This window comes from Pseudomonas spartinae (assembly GCF_965197125.1).
Classification (GTDB): Bacteria; Pseudomonadota; Gammaproteobacteria; order Pseudomonadales; family Pseudomonadaceae; genus Aquipseudomonas; species Aquipseudomonas composti_A.
This window is the reverse complement of the sequence record NZ_CBDAMB010000007.1, coordinates 117005-131206: the sequence shown is the minus strand read 5'-3', so window position 1 is coordinate 131206 and position 14202 is coordinate 117005. Positions and strand designations below refer to the sequence as shown.

The following is a 14202-nucleotide window of genomic DNA, read 5'->3' as shown; positions in this document are numbered from 1 at the left end:
CTGAAGCCGCTCCTACTCCCACTCCTGTAGGAGCGGCTGGGCGGCATTGCGCTTCAGCCGCGATGATCTAGAAATCACCGATGCCGTCCCTGCTTATCTCAGCAGAACCGCATCACCGTGGCGCCGGCCTTTGGTGCCACGCATCGCTGCCCTGGGTACGAGAAGACTCGCAGCAACACCCCGGAGCTTTTATGAACAGCCTACCGATCATCGACATCGCCCCTCTCTACGCCGCCGACACTTCGGCCTGGCCTGCCGTGGCCGAAGCCATCGACCGAGCCTGCCGCGACTGGGGTTTCTTCTACATCGTTGGGCACCCCATCGGCAGTGAGCGTATCGACGCCCTGCTCGGTGCGGCGAAGCGCTTCTTCGCCCTGCCCGACGAGGAAAAACTCAGGATCGACATCACCCAGACCACGCACCACCGTGGCTATGGCGCCATCGCCACCGAGCAGCTCGACCCGAGCAAGCCGAGCGACCTCAAGGAAACCTTCGACATGGGTTTCCACATGCCCGCCGATCACCCCGAAGTGCTGGCCGGCAAACCGCTGCGCGGACCCAATCGCCATCCGCACATGCCCGGCTGGGAAGCGCTGATGGAAAGCCACTACGCTGACATGCAGGCGCTGGCCAAGACCCTGCTGCGCGCCATGGCCATGGCGCTGGACATCGCGCATGACTTCTTCGACGCGCGCTTTCATGAGCCGATCAGCGTGCTGCGCATGATCCACTACCCGCCGCGCCACACCGCCAGCAGCGCCGAGCAACAGGGCGCCGGCGCGCACACCGACTACGGCTGCATCACCCTGCTCTATCAGGACGACGCTGGCGGCCTGCAGGTGCGCGCGCGCAGTGGCGAGTGGATCGACGCGCCGCCGATTGCCGGCAGCTTCGTGGTCAATATCGGCGATATGATGGCGCGCTGGAGCAATGATCGATACACCTCCACACCGCATCGGGTGATCAGCCCGCTGGGGGTGGATCGCTACTCCATGCCGTTCTTCGCCGAGCCGCATCCCGACACCTTGATCGACTGCCTGCCGAACTGCTCCAGTGCGGACAACCCGGTCAAGTACACGCCCGTGACCAGCGCCGCCTACCTGCTGTCGCGCTTCGCCGATACCTATGCCTATCGGCGGGAGGAGGCGTAGGGCTGAATGCCTCCAACTGTAGGAGCGACTTCAGTCGCGAAATTCGCGGATTAATCCGCTCCTACAGAACGTACAGCGTCGTAGGGTGGATGACGCTCTTTTCATCCACCGTTCACGCAGCCGGAATCAACGCTTTGGTGGACACGAAAAGCAATGTCCACCCTACGCCAGCCTCGCGAACGAATCGCCGCTCTTGTAGCTAGCGAAATCCGCCAGGGGAATCCATGAAAAAGTGGGAGGGGCTTTAGCCGCGACAGCCGAAATGGCCGATCTGTCGCGGCTAAAGCCCCTCATACACAGACCAGGTACGCCCACCGGCGCAGCACAATCCTGTCTCAGCGGTTAAACTTTGCCGCTACCGAAGCCTGACAACGAGAACCGACCATGCCCGAATGGCTCAACGCCCTGCCCAAGGCCGAACTGCACCTGCACCTGGAGGGCTCGCTGGAGCCTGAACTGCTGTTCGCCCTGGCCGAACGCAACCAGATCGCCCTGCCTTGGGCCGATGTCGAGACCCTGCGCGCGGCCTACGCCTTCAACAACCTGCAGGAATTTCTCGACCTGTATTACGCCGGCGCCAACGTGCTGCGCACCGAGCAGGATTTCTACGACCTGACCTGGGCCTACCTGCAACGCTGCAAGGCGCAGAACGTCATCCACGTCGAACCCTTCTTCGATCCGCAGACCCACACCGACCGCGGCATTCCCTTCGAGGTGGTGCTGCACGGCATCCAGCAGGCGCTGCGCGACGGCGAACAGCAACTGGGCATCAGCCACGGCCTGATTCTCAGTTTCCTGCGTCACCTGCCCGAAGAGGAGGCATTCAAGACCCTGGAACAGGCCATGCCGTTCCGCGATGCCTTCATCGGCGTCGGCCTCGACAGTTCGGAGAAGGGCTTCCCGCCACGGCTGTTCGAGCGGGTATTCGCCAAGGCACGCAGCGAAGGCCTGCACGCGGTGGCGCATGCCGGCGAGGAAGGCCCGCCCGAGTACATCTGGGAAGCGCTGGATCTGCTCAAGATCAAGCGCATCGACCACGGTGTGCGCGCCATCGAGGATGAGCGCCTGATGCAGCGCATTATCGACGAGCAGATTCCGTTGACCGTCTGCCCGCTGTCGAACATCAAGCTCTGCGTGTTCGAGCACATGGGCCAGCACAACATCCTCGAGATGCTCGAGCGCGGCGTGAAGGTGACGGTGAACTCGGACGACCCGGCCTACTTCGGTGGCTACGTCGGCGAGAACTTCGCTGCTCTGCACGAGCACCTGGGCATGACCGAAGCACAGGCCAAGCGCCTGGCGCAGAACAGCCTGGACGCGCGCCTGGCCTGAGCCAGAGCGTCGCGGCTAAAGCCCCTCCCACTGAGTGGGTAAAGTGTGGGAGGGGCTTCAGCCGCGACGGCAGGTTCAGTGTTCCGAAAGCTTGCGCCGCTTGCCGGTCACCATCGACAGCGGCAGGTTCTCGCGCAGCCGATAGCTCTCGAACAAGGCCGCGCCGATATGCAGGCCGACCAGTGCCATCAGGCCGTTGGCACAGAATTCATGGATTTCCAGCGGCAGATCGGCGCCCCAGAAATAGTCGACCTCCTCCATCAGGAAGCCGGTCACGCCCAGGCCGAGCATCAGCGCCATCATCAGGATCATCACCAGCGCGCCCAGCGGCGAATGGCCCAGGCGGTGATACGGCTGCCCGGAAATCAGCGCATGCAGGTGCTCGCGCAAACGCGCACGGCTCGGCCAGAAATCCGCCCAGCGCGCCGCCGGCGTGCCGACGAAACCCCACACCAGACGGACCGCCAGCCAGGCCACGGCGTAGTAACCGAGCCAGCGATGCCAGTCCTCGCCTTCTTCGGTGAAGAAGTAGTTGGCCAGGAAAGCGCCGGCCAGGGACCAGTGGAACAGGCGCACCACTGGATCCCACAAGCGCACGGTCGCGGTGCTCATCAGCCTTCCACGTTGCTCTTGACCGGCTTGCCACTGACCGGATCGAAGTAGATCTCGACCTTCTTGCCGTCCTTGTCGTGGCCGTAGATTTCGTAGCAGTTGCCACCGGTGACCTTGAACTTCTTGATCTCGTAGCCCTGGGCCTTGAGGTCGGCCTGGAACTTGTCCTGATCCTGCCACTGGGCCTTGTCGACGGTGGTGCATTCGGTAGCGGCGAAGGTCAGCGGGCTGGCCAGAACCAGAGACAGCAGAAGCAGTTTGCGCATGATGAAGTCCTCTTCGGTGCAGGGGTAAGGGTGTCTGCGGGGGCTACTTTCGCGCCGCAACCTTAAGGCCGTATTAGCGCGTACGAATATGTAGCCCGGTGCAATCCGGGGCAGTCGGCAGGGAAACGCCGCTGGGGGTCACTGCCAGGTTTGCGGCGTGCCCCCTCTCCCCCGGCCCCTCTCCCATGAATGGGAGAGGGGAGCAACAGCCCTGAAGTACTAGAAGTCGAAATCGACCTTGGCCCACAGGGTGCGGCCAGGTTCATCGATACGGCTTTCGGCCGGGAAGCCGAAACCGGCGTCGCCGGCCAGGTTGAGGTGCTCGGCGTAGTTCTTGTCGAGCAGGTTATCCACACCGGCGCTGAGCTTGACCTGCTGGCTGACGCGGTAGGCGCCGTTGAGCGAGAGCACGCCGAAGCCGGCGCTGTCAGCGAAGTCCTGCCCGACCACGTTGCCACGCCCTTCGGCGATGCGGCCCTGACCATCGACCACACGCCACAGCGCACCGACGCTCCAGTCGTCACGCTGGTAGGTCAGGCCCAGGCGCGCTTCCAGCGGCGGCATCTGCGGCAGCGCCTCGCCATCCGAGCTGTTCTTGCCCCAGGCGTAAGCCAGTGTGGCGTCGGCCTTCCAGTTGGAATCGAAGGCGTAAGCCACGCCCAGCTCGCCGCCCATGATGCGCGCGTCGACGTTGTCGGCCTGGGTGTTCATGCCCCGGTAGTCGAACAGGATGTAATCGCGGATCTGCCCGGCATAGGCCGAAGCCCAGGCCTGCAGCTTGTCGTCCTGATACTGGATGCCGATATCGAGCTGGGTGGTCTTCTCCGGCTCGATGCCAGCGAAGGCGTTGTCCGCGCCAGCCGGGCCATTGAGGCCGGCGGAGAACAGCTCCCAGTAATCGGGGAAGCGCTGCACATGGCCGATACCGGCATAGACGGTGGTCGGCGAGCCGGACAGGTCGTGTTCGTAGCGCACGAAACCGCTGGGCAGGGTATCGGCGCGGGTCTCACCCGCAGTCGGGTTGGGCCGGGTCATGCCCATCATGCTGCGAAAGTTCTGCCGGTAATCCTTGGCCGAGGAGCGATCCAGGCGCGCGCCGGAGATCAGCCGATCACGCTCGGCCAGGCTCCAGGTGGCTTCGGCGAATACGCCGTAGTTGTGCATCAGCGCGTCCTTGTCCCAGGGAAAGCGGTTGGCGTCGACATAGGGCATGCCCATCATGCCGCCGCTGGAGCTGCGCTCGCGGTGTTCGCTGCGCTGCGCATCGACGCCAGTGATCAGCTCGACGTCGTCCCACTTCCAGGTCGCGGCCAGGCGTGCGCCGAGGGTGCGGCGGTCGACCTGTGCCGCCATCGGCCCGGCCATCATGCTGCTCGGGTCCGGCACGCGCAGGCGGAAGTTGTCCATGATGTGGTCGGCGTAGTTGTAGTAGACCTTGGCCTCGAGCTTATCCAGCACGCCGCCCAGGTTGCTGCGTTCGATGCGCAGGCCGAGGCTTTCGCGCTTGAACTGGGTGCCGTCCATGCCACGCCCAGCGTAGCGCGCCTCGCCATCGCCACGGCCGGCGCTGAGTTCGACCAGGGTATCGGCATCCGGCGTCCAGCCCAGGGCCACGTCAGCGTTCCACTTGTTCCAGCGCGAGGCGATGGTGTCGCCATCACCGTTGTCGTAATCGTCCGACTGCGAGCGATTGCCCATCACCCGCAGATAGCCCTGCTCGCCACCTACGGCGCCATCGATCAGGCGGTCGAAGCGGCCGTTGGAACCGGCCAGCACGCTGGCATGCAGGCGCGCGCCCAGTTCGCCGAAACGCTCCGGCTCACGCTCGAAACGCACCACGCCGGCTGAAGCACCCGGCCCCCAGATCACGGTTTGTGGGCCCTTGGTGACGGTCAGCAGATCGAAGGTTTCCGGCGAGATGTAGGAACTGGGTGCGTCCATCCGACCGGGGCAGGCGCCGATCATCTGTCCGCCATCGGTGAGCAGCAGCAGGCGCGAGCCAAACAAGCCGCGCAGCACCGGGTCGCTGTTGCTACCGCCGCTGCGAATCGCCGAGAAACCGGGAATGGTCTTGAGGTAGTCGGCGGCATCGCTGGCCGGCACCGGCTGGCGCGGATCCTTGGGATCGGCCACCACGGTCAGCGGTGAGCTTTGCTGAATCGCCGTGATCACGCTGGGCGGCAGTTCGTGCACATGCTCTTCGGCCTGCACAGTACCGATGGAACACAGACCGCAGGCGATGGCCAGCGCGGACAGGGGAAAACGAGGGCGCACGAAAGCGGCGCCCGCAACGAAGGAAACGGACATGCGAATACCTGAAAAGTCGATTGATGAAGAGAAACCAGTGATTTCAGGCAAGCATGGGCGGTGCGCGTGATAGCGCATGAGGAAAGTGAGCGCCCGGCAGCGGTTGTTCGGGCCACGCCTGGGCGACGCAGTGGGACGGCTGCAGCCGGCTCGCGCCGATCGAACCGACGTCGGCCAGCACGGGACAATGCGAGAGCAGCGAACAGTAGCCGCACGCGTCCACCTGCAACACAGGCTCGGGGCTGCCACCGGGGGCCGGCGCGCGGCCAGCCCCGTCATGACAGCTGAGCTCGCTCAGCCAGCTCCAGTCAGCCGGCTCGGCACGCAGCTGCGACGCCAGTGGTGCCAGAACGATCAGGACGAACGCCAGCAGCCCAAGCCGGGCCGCAAGGGTTCGTCTGCGTGCCGTGAACAGCATCAGTGCGAGTGTTCGCCTTCACCGTGACCCGCAGCGTGGTCATGGTCAGCCGGCGCCTCTTTCTGCACTGCCACTTCGACGTCGACCTTGCCAGCCTTCTCGAAGTCGAGGGTCAGCGGGAAACGTTCACCGTCCTTGGCCTGCTGCTTCAGGTCGAACAGCATGACGTGATAGCCCATGGGCTCGAACTTCACTTCGCCGCCGGCGGGGATCACCACGTCCTGCACCTGCTGCATCTTCATCACGCCATCGGCATGCAGATGCTCGTGCAACTCGGCCTTGCCCGCCACCGGGGTGCTGACGCCGAGCAGGCGATCAGCCTCGCTGCCCTTGTTGTGCACCACGAAGTAGGCGGCGGCAGTCGGCGCCACCGGCGGCATCTCGCGCGACCAGGGATGGTCGATATGCAGTGGGCCGACTTCGTATTCATGCGCCTGGGCCAACAGCGCCGGCAGCAGCAGGGTCAGGCCGAGCAGGGTTTTCTTCAGGGTCATGGGTGTTGCCTCCTTGGGGGAAAACGAAAACATCAGAAATCCAGGGTCAAACCGGCATATAGCGCACGGCCGTCGCCCGGTGCATGCAGGGACTGGGCGACGCTCGCGGTGCTGTCGTACCACACGTATTCGTAGTAACGGTTGGTGACGTTCTTCATCTGCACGTCGACGCTCACCGACTCGCTGACACGGTACTCGGCGCCGAGGTTGAGCAGCGTATAGCCGCCGTACTGGCCGGTGGCATTGGTGCGCTCCAGATAGTAGTCGCTCTGGCCGTTGACCCAGGCGCTCAGCTTGAGCTTGTCGCTGGCCTGGTAATCGGCGCCCAGGGCATAGAGATGATGGGGCATGTGGTCGATTTCCTTGCCCTTGCTGGCTGGCAGGTTGGGGCTCGGTTCGAGGATCTCGGAGAACTGCCGCGAGTAGGACAGCCAGACACGCGCCAGATCGTTCGGGTACAGATTGAGCTGCAGGTCGTAGCCACGGCGCAGGGTCTCGCCGACGTTCTCCGAGTCGCCGACGGCGTCGTTGAGCTTGCGCTGCACCTCGTCGGTGGCGTGCTGCTCCCAGTAGGCCACGCGGCCGTCGAGCCAGGCCAGCGGGCTGAACTTGATGCCGGTTTCCCAGCCTTCGTTGATCGAGGGTTTCAGGTCATCGGCCTGGCCCGCCAGCTTGTAGGCGCCGGAGCCGACACCGACCTGGAAGGTACGCCCCCAGTTGGCGTAGAAGCTGGCTTCCTTCCACGGTGAGTAGACCAGGCTGAACTTGGGCTGGCGGATGCTGCCGTAGTCGTTGGCGCTGGCCCGTTCGCCGCTCAGCTCATTGCGGTAGTCGCCCTCGATACGGTCGACGCGATAGGCCGGGATCAGCTTGAGGCTTTCCCAGGGCTGAATCACGGTCTGCACATATACACCCGTGGTGGTCAGATCGAACACCTGATCACGGGTCTGCCCGGCACGCACGCGATTGACGGTGCGATAACGCTCGCTGACCACCTCCTGACGCTGGATATCCGCCCCTCCCTCCAGGGCGAAGTCATACAGGCCCTGCACCTCGGGTCGCCAGGTCAGGCTGCTGATGGCGCCGTACTGATCCTCGTCGTTGAAGCGCTCCTGCTGACTGACAGTACGCCAGTAACGCACCCAACGACGATCCTTGAAGCGGTTGTAGTAAGCCTTGCTCGACCAGGCCAGATCCTCGGCGACATCCGTGTCCAGATGCAGACTGAGCTGATCCATGCTGCGCTCGCCCTTGTCGGTGGCGTTGTTGGCATAGGACTGACGGGGATCATCGTGGGCGTCGGCGTGACTCAGGTAGCCAGCCTCCAGCGCCTCGCCCTCGTAGTGCCGAGCGATCAGCCCGGCGCGCCAGCCGGCATCGGCGGTGTAGAACCATTTGCCAGCGAAGCTTTGACGCTCGGCATCGGCGTGATCGCGATAGCCACCGCTCTTCTGGTAGGCGACGAAGTAGTTCTGCGACCAGTTGCCGGTCTCGATGCCCTTGATCGCCTGCAGCTCCTGGGTATCGAAGCTGCCGCTGCGCAGGCGCAGCTTGCCGTCGTTACCGCCGAGGCGTGTGTTGATGCTGGCGTTGCCGGCGATGTTGTGCAGGCCGTAGCGCGGATCGTTGGTGCCACGCACCACTTCGATGTCCTCGATATCCAGCGGGAACACCATGTCGATGAACGGCATGTTGCCGTCGTTGGTGTTGCTCGGGATGCCATCGATCAACAGCTTCACCGCATTGACCTCGCCCTCGCCGTTGAAGCCGCGAAACGACAGCTTGCCGGAGGTGGTGCCCTGGTTGAACTGGGTCAGCATCACCCCCGGCACACGGTTGAACAGCTCCCAGCTGTATTGCACGGGTTGTTTTTCCAGCACGTCGCTGCCGACGTAGTCCACCGAGCTGAGGATGTTGTGGCTCGACAGCGGCCCTTTTTCCTCACCGGTTACGGTAACGGTGCCCAGTGCCAAGGTGCTGTCGGCCGAGGCCGGCAGGGCCTGCAGACCAAGGGCCAGAGCGGCCAGGTGAATCGAGCGTTTGAGTATTGCTTGCATGTATTCAATTCCAGTCGCGGCAGCCCACCTCGGCAGGCACCGCAATGATCGGTCGCGGCCGGACGCCTGCATGGCGCCCGGCCAACTTCAGGAGGTCAGGCCACAGGCGCACTGGGTACCGACTGGCGACGCCACAGGCCAAGCAGCCAGTCCAGGCCCCACACCAGCAGCAACGAGGCGCCGACCAGCGGGAAGACCACACCGAGCGCCAGCATCACGCCGATGGCCGTCTTCCAGCGTGGCAGGTCGTGACGCAGCGGCGGCACCCCCAGCTGCCCAGCCGGGCGGCGTTTCCACCACAGCACCAGGCCACTGATCGAGCTGAACAGGATCAGCAGGCAGATCGCGGCCATCAGCAACTGGTTGGGCAAGCCGAACATGCGCCCCTCATGGATCATCACGCCGCTTTCCACGGCCTTGGCGACCGGGCCGTAGTCATCCCAGCGCACATCGGCTAGCACCTCGCCGCTGTACTGGTCGACATGCAGGGTGGCGTCGTTGCGTGGGTCGCTGGCGAACAGCGCGACGGTGTACACGCCCTGCTCGCCCTTGGGCAGGGTGATGCTGTAACCGGGCTGCACGCCACGCGCCTCGGCGGTATCGACCACATGCTGCAGCAGCGCAGCAGCACTGCCGGTAGCGGCAGGTTGCGAATGAGCGCCATGGCCCTGATGGTCGCCATGGCGCTGATGCGCTGCATGCGCGTCGGAAGCCGGCAGCGGCGCCGTTTCCACCGCCCAGGCCACGGTCTGCCGGGCACTGTTGTTGAGGCTGCCGGTCAATTGCCCGGACTTGGGCACGTCGTTCCACATCGCATCGGGAAACCGGTTCCACACCGCCGCGAACTGCGCGCCCCAGAAGCCGGTCCAGGTCATGCCGGTGAGCAGCATCAGCAGCAGGATGACGCTGCCCCAGAAGCCGGTGACGGCGTGCATATCTCGCCACCACAGGCGCCCACGAGCACTCAGGCGCGGCCAGAGGATGCCGGCGCCACTACGACCACGCGGCCACCACAGATACAGCCCCGAGACGACCAGCACGATGCCCCAGCCGGCGGCCAACTCGATCAGGCGGTCACCCGCGGTGCCGATCAGCAAGTCGCCGTGCAGCTTGCGCGCCACGGCCTGCAGGTTCCACAGCGCGTCCTGGGTGCCGAGCACCGCACCGCGATAGGGATCGAGAAACAGATTGAGGTCGTGCCCCTGCTCGGTGATGACGAACTGGGCGCTGCGGTCCGCCGCAGTCGGCGGCAGGTATTGCTTGATCACGGCCTGCGGGTAGGCCTCGCGTACCCGCGCCAGTTGCTGGTCAGCCGCCAGGCGCTGCCCGGCCACCGGCACCTGCAACAGGTCGGCGTACATCAGGTCATCGAGCTGCGGCTTGAACAGGTAGATCAAGCCGGTGAGTGACAGCAGGATGAAGAACGGAATGACGAACAGCCCGGCATAGAAATGCCAGCGCCAGGCCAGGTTGTAGAACGAAGGTTGCGGGCGCATGGCTGCACCTGCAGGGGTGTCGAAACGCGACGACATGAAGCCTCTCCCAAGTCGGCTGCGAGCGAGCAGACGACGACTGCGCATGATGGAAACGCCCGGTTCAGGGCGGACGGATCAGGCAGTCAGCGGAGAGGCGCGAGGATTGGCCGGTGGCCAGCGATAGCGGGTAAGACGGGGAATGTGCAGCGTCGGCAAGGGCCGTACGCTGTCACTGGCGAGCAGGCCCAACAGGCCGAAGAAGGCGGCGAGAATGATCGCGCTGAACAGGCTGCCAAGGACGCAGCCAGTGCCGGTAGCCGGATTCGGCGCGACGATACCGGAGCCGTCGAGGTCGGCGCCTGCGCCGAAGTTGCCATCGAACGAGCAGTACTGGCCGTCCAGGCCACTGAGCTGCATGCCGGCCATCTGACCATGGCTGATCGCGCAGACGAACGCACTGAACAGGACGCTGAAGTACAGCACCCAGGCGGTCAGTGAGCGGTCTTTGCGAGCCAGTTTCATGGGGCGCGACTCTAAACAGAGGATGGCAGCACGACACTGCGGTGCGTTGCCGCAGGCATTTGCGGCAGGAGTCTAGCAGAGCCGCGCGCTCATCGTTACTGCGGCACTCAGCCGCGCCAGGGCGCCGTAGCCAGCAGGGTCTCACAACGCAGCTGCACGAATTCGCGCAGCAGGTGCACCGCCTTGCTCAGCTGGGCGCGGTGCGCGCAGACCAGGTACAGCGGCGTCGGCTCGCCCAGCCAATTCGGCAGCAGCACCTGCAGGCGCCCCTCACGTACGTCTTCGGCCACATCCAGCCAGGACTTGTACACCACGCCCCGCCCGGCCACGGCCCAGCGCCGGGTGACGTCGGCATCGTCGCAAACCCGGTCGCCGGCAACGTTCATCACCGCTTCGCGCTTGCCATCCTGAAAGCGCCAGCGGTCATGCACGCGACCATGCAGCATATACAGCAGGCAATTGTGCCGATGCAGATCGTCCAGGCTCTGGGGCGAGCCGTGTCGGGCCAGGTAGCCCGGTGCCGCGCAGAGCACCCGGCGATTGTCCGGCGCCACCGGCAGCGCCACCAGGCTGGAATCTTCCGGCGCGCCATAGCGCAGGGCGATATCCACCGGCTCGCGAAACAGATCGGTCACCCGGTCGGCCAGCAACAGGCGCAGCTGCAGTTGCGGATGCTCACCCTGAAACGCGTCGAGCCAGGGCAGCAGCGTGTTGCGTCCCAGATCCGACGGTGCCGACAACTGCAGCACGCCGTGAATGCCCTGCTGACTGCCGAGCAGTTGCTGGCGCCCCTCCTCCAGGCTCTGCAACGCCAGCCTGGCGTGCACCAGATACAACTCGCCCTCGGGCGTCAGACGCAGGCTACGCGTCGAGCGCACCAGCAAACGCACCTGCAGTTGCTGCTCCAGACGCTTGAGTGCAGCGCTGGCCACGGCGGGCGAGACATCCAGCAGCCGGGCAGCTGCCGAAAGGCTTCCGGTCTCGGCCGTGCGCACGAACAGTTGCAGATCGTCGAAGCGCAGCATGGTCGCTCACTTTCAAAATAATAATGAAAGAGACTCTATTACCAGCCACTTTTTCTCGCCACACAAATAAACGAGCATGGCTGCAGTTTCACTTCCGGAGCCCGCCATGACCACCGAGCTAACGCTGATCGCCACCATCAAAGTGCTGCCAGGACATGCCGAGGCAGTGGCCGCTGGCCTGCGACAGCTGGTGATTGCCAGCCGAGCAGAGCCAGGCTGCCTGCAGTACGCACTGCACCGCAGCGAGGTCGATACGAATCAGTTCGTGATGATCGAGCGATGGCGCGATGCCGACGCGCTGGAGCTGCATCGCGCAACACCGCACTTCCTGTTGTTCACCCACGACTTCGGCGAGCGGCTGGCGGGCATCGATCTGCTCCCGCTGCAACGCCTCGCCTGATTTCTCACAGAGGACCATTTCCCATGAAAGCCGTCGCCTACTACCAATCCCTGCCCGCCGACCATCCTGAAGCCCTGCAGGACGTGCAGCTGGCCGATCCGACTCCGGGTTCACGCGATCTGCTGGTCGAGGTTCGCGCCATCTCGGTCAACCCGGTCGATACCAAGATCCGCCTCGGCGTTACCCCGCCGAACGGCAGCGCCAAGGTGCTCGGCTGGGATGCCACCGGCGTCGTCCAGGCCGTGGGCAGCGAGGTCAGCCTGTTCCAGCCTGGCGACCGGGTGTTCTATGCCGGCGCCATCGACCGCGCCGGTGCCAACAGCGAGCTGCATCTGGTCGATGAACGCATCGTTGGCCATATGCCGAACAGCCTGTCGTTCGCCGAGGCCGCCGCCCTGCCCCTGACCGCCATCACCGCCTGGGAACTGCTGTTAGAACGCCTGCAGGTCGCCGAAGGCTCCAGCGACCTGGGCCAGAGCCTGCTGATCGTCGGCGCCGCCGGCGGTGTCGGTTCGATCCTCACCCAGTTGGCCCGCCGCCTGACCGGCCTGACCGTGATCGGCACCGCGTCGCGCCCGGAAACCCAGGCCTGGGTGCGGGAGCTCGGCGCGCATCACGTGATCGATCACCGCAAGCCCCTGAGCGAGGAGCTGGCGCGTATCGGCGTCGGCCAGGTGACTCACGTCGCCAGCCTGACGCAGACCGACCAGCACTACGCGCAACTGATCGAGTGCCTGCAACCCCAGGGGCGCCTGGCGCTGATCGATGACCCGCAGCAACCGCTGGATGTCATGCAACTCAAGCGCAAGAGCCTGTCGCTGCACTGGGAGCTGATGTTCACCCGTTCGCTGTACCAGACCGAGGACATGATCGAGCAGCATCGCTTGCTCGAGCGGGTGTCCGCGCTGGTCGACAGCGGCGTGATCAAGACCACGCTCGGTGAGCATTTCGGCACCATCGATGCTGCCAACCTGCGCCGCGCCCATGCCTTGCTGGAAAGTGGCAAGGCCAAAGGCAAGATCGTACTCGAGGGATTCTGAGGCGCGATGGCGGGTTGCGGCGAATGCCGCCCCGCCCTGATGACGACAGCGCAGGGCAGGCGACGCGTTCGACTGGCCCCCTGCTCGCGGCACCGTCCATCGCAAAACAGCCCTGATGCCGGTCGCCGGATTGATCCTCGTCAGAAAAAGGTCATGCAGGCGGACTATGCTGAGCCTCCCCACAAGCGCCGACGATTCGTCGCAGCTCAAGGAGGTAGTCCGTATGAAGATTGTCGTCCAACCGCAGAAACAGGGTGACGAACGCCTCTGGCAGGTTCGCCTGGATCAGCATTGCGTGAGCTTTCGCAGCGAAGAAGAGGCGCGCCAGTTCGTAGCCAGGCTGGAAGCGCGACTGCGCGAGCCACACAGCCTGCCCGACTGGCCCGCGCAACGCATGGCGAGCTGAGAAGCAGCCATGGCGTAGGGTTCGCTGTGCGCCCCTACGCCTGGCTTGCCACTGGCTCGACTGGCTTCATGCGTAACGCCGGGCTGCGCAGCATATCCAGCACGGTATCGACCAGCGCCGGCGCCTGCTGCGCCAGGTCGAAGTTGGGCACCAGCAGCCAGTTGGCCTCGATGCCCTCCATATAGGCATGCAGGCAAACCGCAGCCCGCGAGCAATCCAGATCACCTGGCAATTGCCCCTTGTTGACGGCGTTGCTCAATGCCTTGGCGATCCGTTGATCGCATTCCAGGCTCAATGCCTGCAGGCGCTCGCGCAGACCAATTAGCTCACCGGTGTACTCGCATTTGTAACGCAGGATGTCGTGGGCGCGGTGGGTTTGCGCATCACTGGCCAGCTGCGTCAGCGCCTTGATCAGCAATTCACGCATGCAGCCCAGCGGGTCTGGCTCGTCTTCGCTCTCGCTGGCACGCGCCAGTTCCTCGAGCGGCAGGCGCAGACGTTCGAGCATGGCCTGAAACAGGTCTATCTTGTTCTCGAAGTGCCAATAAATAGCGCCACGACTGACGCCGGCCTCTTTCGCCACCTCAGCCAGAGACGCCCTGGAAACGCCCTGGGCATGGAACACCCGCTCGGCAGCGTCGAGTATGTGCACCCGCGTCGCCTGCGCTTCCTCTTTGGTTCTTCTGGCCATATGTCA

At 64.5% G+C, this 14202-nt stretch carries 15 protein-coding genes; 5 read left to right on the top strand and 10 right to left on the bottom strand.

The genetic code is table 11. The features are described from left to right. The first annotated feature begins 191 nt into the window (after positions 1–191). Together ACN8M7_RS16405 and ACN8M7_RS16400 are read left to right on the top strand one after the other, a co-directional pair. Positions 192–1151 (top strand): 2-oxoglutarate and iron-dependent oxygenase domain-containing protein, encoded by a 960-nt coding sequence (locus ACN8M7_RS16405; protein ID WP_061240911.1) that lies wholly within the window; start codon positions 192–194, stop codon positions 1149–1151. 384 nt (positions 1152–1535) lie between these two features. Then, positions 1536–2483, top strand: a complete 948-nt coding sequence (locus ACN8M7_RS16400; protein ID WP_490261464.1) for an adenosine deaminase — start codon at positions 1536–1538, stop codon at positions 2481–2483. 75 nt (positions 2484–2558) lie between these two features. Here the strand turns inward: ACN8M7_RS16400 and ACN8M7_RS16395 are convergent, their stop codons facing one another. The 9 genes from ACN8M7_RS16395 to ACN8M7_RS16355 form a co-directional block, all read right to left on the bottom strand. Then, entirely contained in the window at positions 2559–3095 is a 537-nt protein-coding gene (locus tag ACN8M7_RS16395; protein ID WP_061240909.1) for a cytochrome b/b6 domain-containing protein, read from the bottom strand. Further along, positions 3095–3361, bottom strand: coding sequence for a PepSY domain-containing protein (locus ACN8M7_RS16390; RefSeq protein ID WP_061240908.1), 267 nt, complete (start codon positions 3359–3361; stop codon positions 3095–3097). The genes ACN8M7_RS16395 and ACN8M7_RS16390 overlap by 1 nt, the downstream gene beginning before the upstream one ends. 219 nt (positions 3362–3580) lie before the next feature. Next, the gene (locus tag ACN8M7_RS16385; protein ID WP_490261463.1) at positions 3581–5668 is read right to left on the bottom strand and encodes a TonB-dependent copper receptor; all 2088 of its coding nucleotides are present in this window, start codon (positions 5666–5668) and stop codon (positions 3581–3583) included. Positions 5669–5711: 43 nt separating this feature from the next. After that, positions 5712–6086 carry a DUF2946 domain-containing protein gene (locus tag ACN8M7_RS16380; RefSeq protein ID WP_490261462.1) on the bottom strand — a complete coding sequence of 125 codons (375 nt, stop codon included), beginning with the start codon at positions 6084–6086 and terminating at the stop codon, positions 5712–5714. Further along, positions 6086–6580 carry a copper chaperone PCu(A)C gene (locus ACN8M7_RS16375; protein ID WP_490261461.1) on the bottom strand — a complete coding sequence of 165 codons (495 nt, stop codon included), beginning with the start codon at positions 6578–6580 and terminating at the stop codon, positions 6086–6088. The genes ACN8M7_RS16380 and ACN8M7_RS16375 overlap by 1 nt, the downstream gene beginning before the upstream one ends. Before the next feature lie 32 nt (positions 6581–6612). Next, entirely contained in the window at positions 6613–8637 is a 2025-nt protein-coding gene (locus ACN8M7_RS16370; protein ID WP_490261460.1) for a TonB-dependent receptor, read from the bottom strand. Positions 8638–8732: 95 nt separating this feature from the next. Beyond that, positions 8733–10169, bottom strand: a complete 1437-nt coding sequence (locus tag ACN8M7_RS16365) for a PepSY-associated TM helix domain-containing protein (RefSeq protein ID WP_490261459.1) — start codon at positions 10167–10169, stop codon at positions 8733–8735. A 78-nt stretch (positions 10170–10247) separates the two neighbouring features. Further along, on the bottom strand, positions 10248–10634 hold the full coding sequence (locus tag ACN8M7_RS16360; RefSeq protein ID WP_490261458.1) for a DUF2946 domain-containing protein: 387 nt from the start codon (positions 10632–10634) through the stop codon (positions 10248–10250). Positions 10635–10741: 107 nt separating this feature from the next. Next, a complete protein-coding gene (locus ACN8M7_RS16355) occupies positions 10742–11659 on the bottom strand; it encodes a LysR family transcriptional regulator (RefSeq protein ID WP_061240901.1) in 918 nt (305 codons plus the stop codon). Positions 11660–11765: 106 nt separating this feature from the next. Here ACN8M7_RS16355 and ACN8M7_RS16350 point away from each other — a divergent pair, with 106 nt between their 5' ends. The 3 genes from ACN8M7_RS16350 (at position 11766) to ACN8M7_RS16340 (ending at position 13505) form a co-directional block, all read left to right on the top strand. Continuing rightward, positions 11766–12059, top strand: coding sequence for a putative quinol monooxygenase (locus tag ACN8M7_RS16350; RefSeq protein ID WP_061240900.1), 294 nt, complete (start codon positions 11766–11768; stop codon positions 12057–12059). Positions 12060–12082: 23 nt separating this feature from the next. Continuing rightward, entirely contained in the window at positions 12083–13099 is a 1017-nt protein-coding gene (locus tag ACN8M7_RS16345) for a zinc-binding alcohol dehydrogenase family protein (RefSeq protein ID WP_490261457.1), read from the top strand. A 223-nt stretch (positions 13100–13322) separates the two neighbouring features. Continuing rightward, entirely contained in the window at positions 13323–13505 is a 183-nt protein-coding gene (locus ACN8M7_RS16340; RefSeq protein ID WP_061240898.1) for a hypothetical protein, read from the top strand. A 34-nt stretch (positions 13506–13539) separates the two neighbouring features. Here ACN8M7_RS16340 and ACN8M7_RS16335 read toward each other — a convergent pair whose 3' ends face one another. Then, a complete protein-coding gene (locus ACN8M7_RS16335; protein WP_490261456.1) occupies positions 13540–14196 on the bottom strand; it encodes a TetR family transcriptional regulator in 657 nt (218 codons plus the stop codon). Positions 14197–14202 lie beyond the last annotated feature (6 nt).

What these genes read in the sequence shown, in the direction of transcription:
- ACN8M7_RS16405 (WP_061240911.1), top strand. Translation starts at nt 192, where the DNA reads ATGAACAGCCTACCGATCATCGACATCGCCCCTCTCTACGCCGCCGAC.
- ACN8M7_RS16400 (WP_490261464.1), top strand. Translation starts at nt 1,536, where the DNA reads ATGCCCGAATGGCTCAACGCCCTGCCCAAGGCCGAACTGCACCTGCAC.
- ACN8M7_RS16395 (WP_061240909.1), bottom strand. Translation starts at nt 3,095, where the DNA reads ATGAGCACCGCGACCGTGCGCTTGTGGGATCCAGTGGTGCGCCTGTTC.
- ACN8M7_RS16390 (WP_061240908.1), bottom strand. Translation starts at nt 3,361, where the DNA reads ATGCGCAAACTGCTTCTGCTGTCTCTGGTTCTGGCCAGCCCGCTGACC.
- ACN8M7_RS16385 (WP_490261463.1), bottom strand. Translation starts at nt 5,668, where the DNA reads ATGTCCGTTTCCTTCGTTGCGGGCGCCGCTTTCGTGCGCCCTCGTTTT.
- ACN8M7_RS16380 (WP_490261462.1), bottom strand. Translation starts at nt 6,086, where the DNA reads ATGCTGTTCACGGCACGCAGACGAACCCTTGCGGCCCGGCTTGGGCTG.
- ACN8M7_RS16375 (WP_490261461.1), bottom strand. Translation starts at nt 6,580, where the DNA reads ATGACCCTGAAGAAAACCCTGCTCGGCCTGACCCTGCTGCTGCCGGCG.
- ACN8M7_RS16370 (WP_490261460.1), bottom strand. Translation starts at nt 8,637, where the DNA reads ATGCAAGCAATACTCAAACGCTCGATTCACCTGGCCGCTCTGGCCCTT.
- ACN8M7_RS16365 (WP_490261459.1), bottom strand. Translation starts at nt 10,169, where the DNA reads ATGTCGTCGCGTTTCGACACCCCTGCAGGTGCAGCCATGCGCCCGCAA.
- ACN8M7_RS16360 (WP_490261458.1), bottom strand. Translation starts at nt 10,634, where the DNA reads ATGAAACTGGCTCGCAAAGACCGCTCACTGACCGCCTGGGTGCTGTAC.
- ACN8M7_RS16355 (WP_061240901.1), bottom strand. Translation starts at nt 11,659, where the DNA reads ATGCTGCGCTTCGACGATCTGCAACTGTTCGTGCGCACGGCCGAGACC.
- ACN8M7_RS16350 (WP_061240900.1), top strand. Translation starts at nt 11,766, where the DNA reads ATGACCACCGAGCTAACGCTGATCGCCACCATCAAAGTGCTGCCAGGA.
- ACN8M7_RS16345 (WP_490261457.1), top strand. Translation starts at nt 12,083, where the DNA reads ATGAAAGCCGTCGCCTACTACCAATCCCTGCCCGCCGACCATCCTGAA.
- ACN8M7_RS16340 (WP_061240898.1), top strand. Translation starts at nt 13,323, where the DNA reads ATGAAGATTGTCGTCCAACCGCAGAAACAGGGTGACGAACGCCTCTGG.
- ACN8M7_RS16335 (WP_490261456.1), bottom strand. Translation starts at nt 14,196, where the DNA reads ATGGCCAGAAGAACCAAAGAGGAAGCGCAGGCGACGCGGGTGCACATA.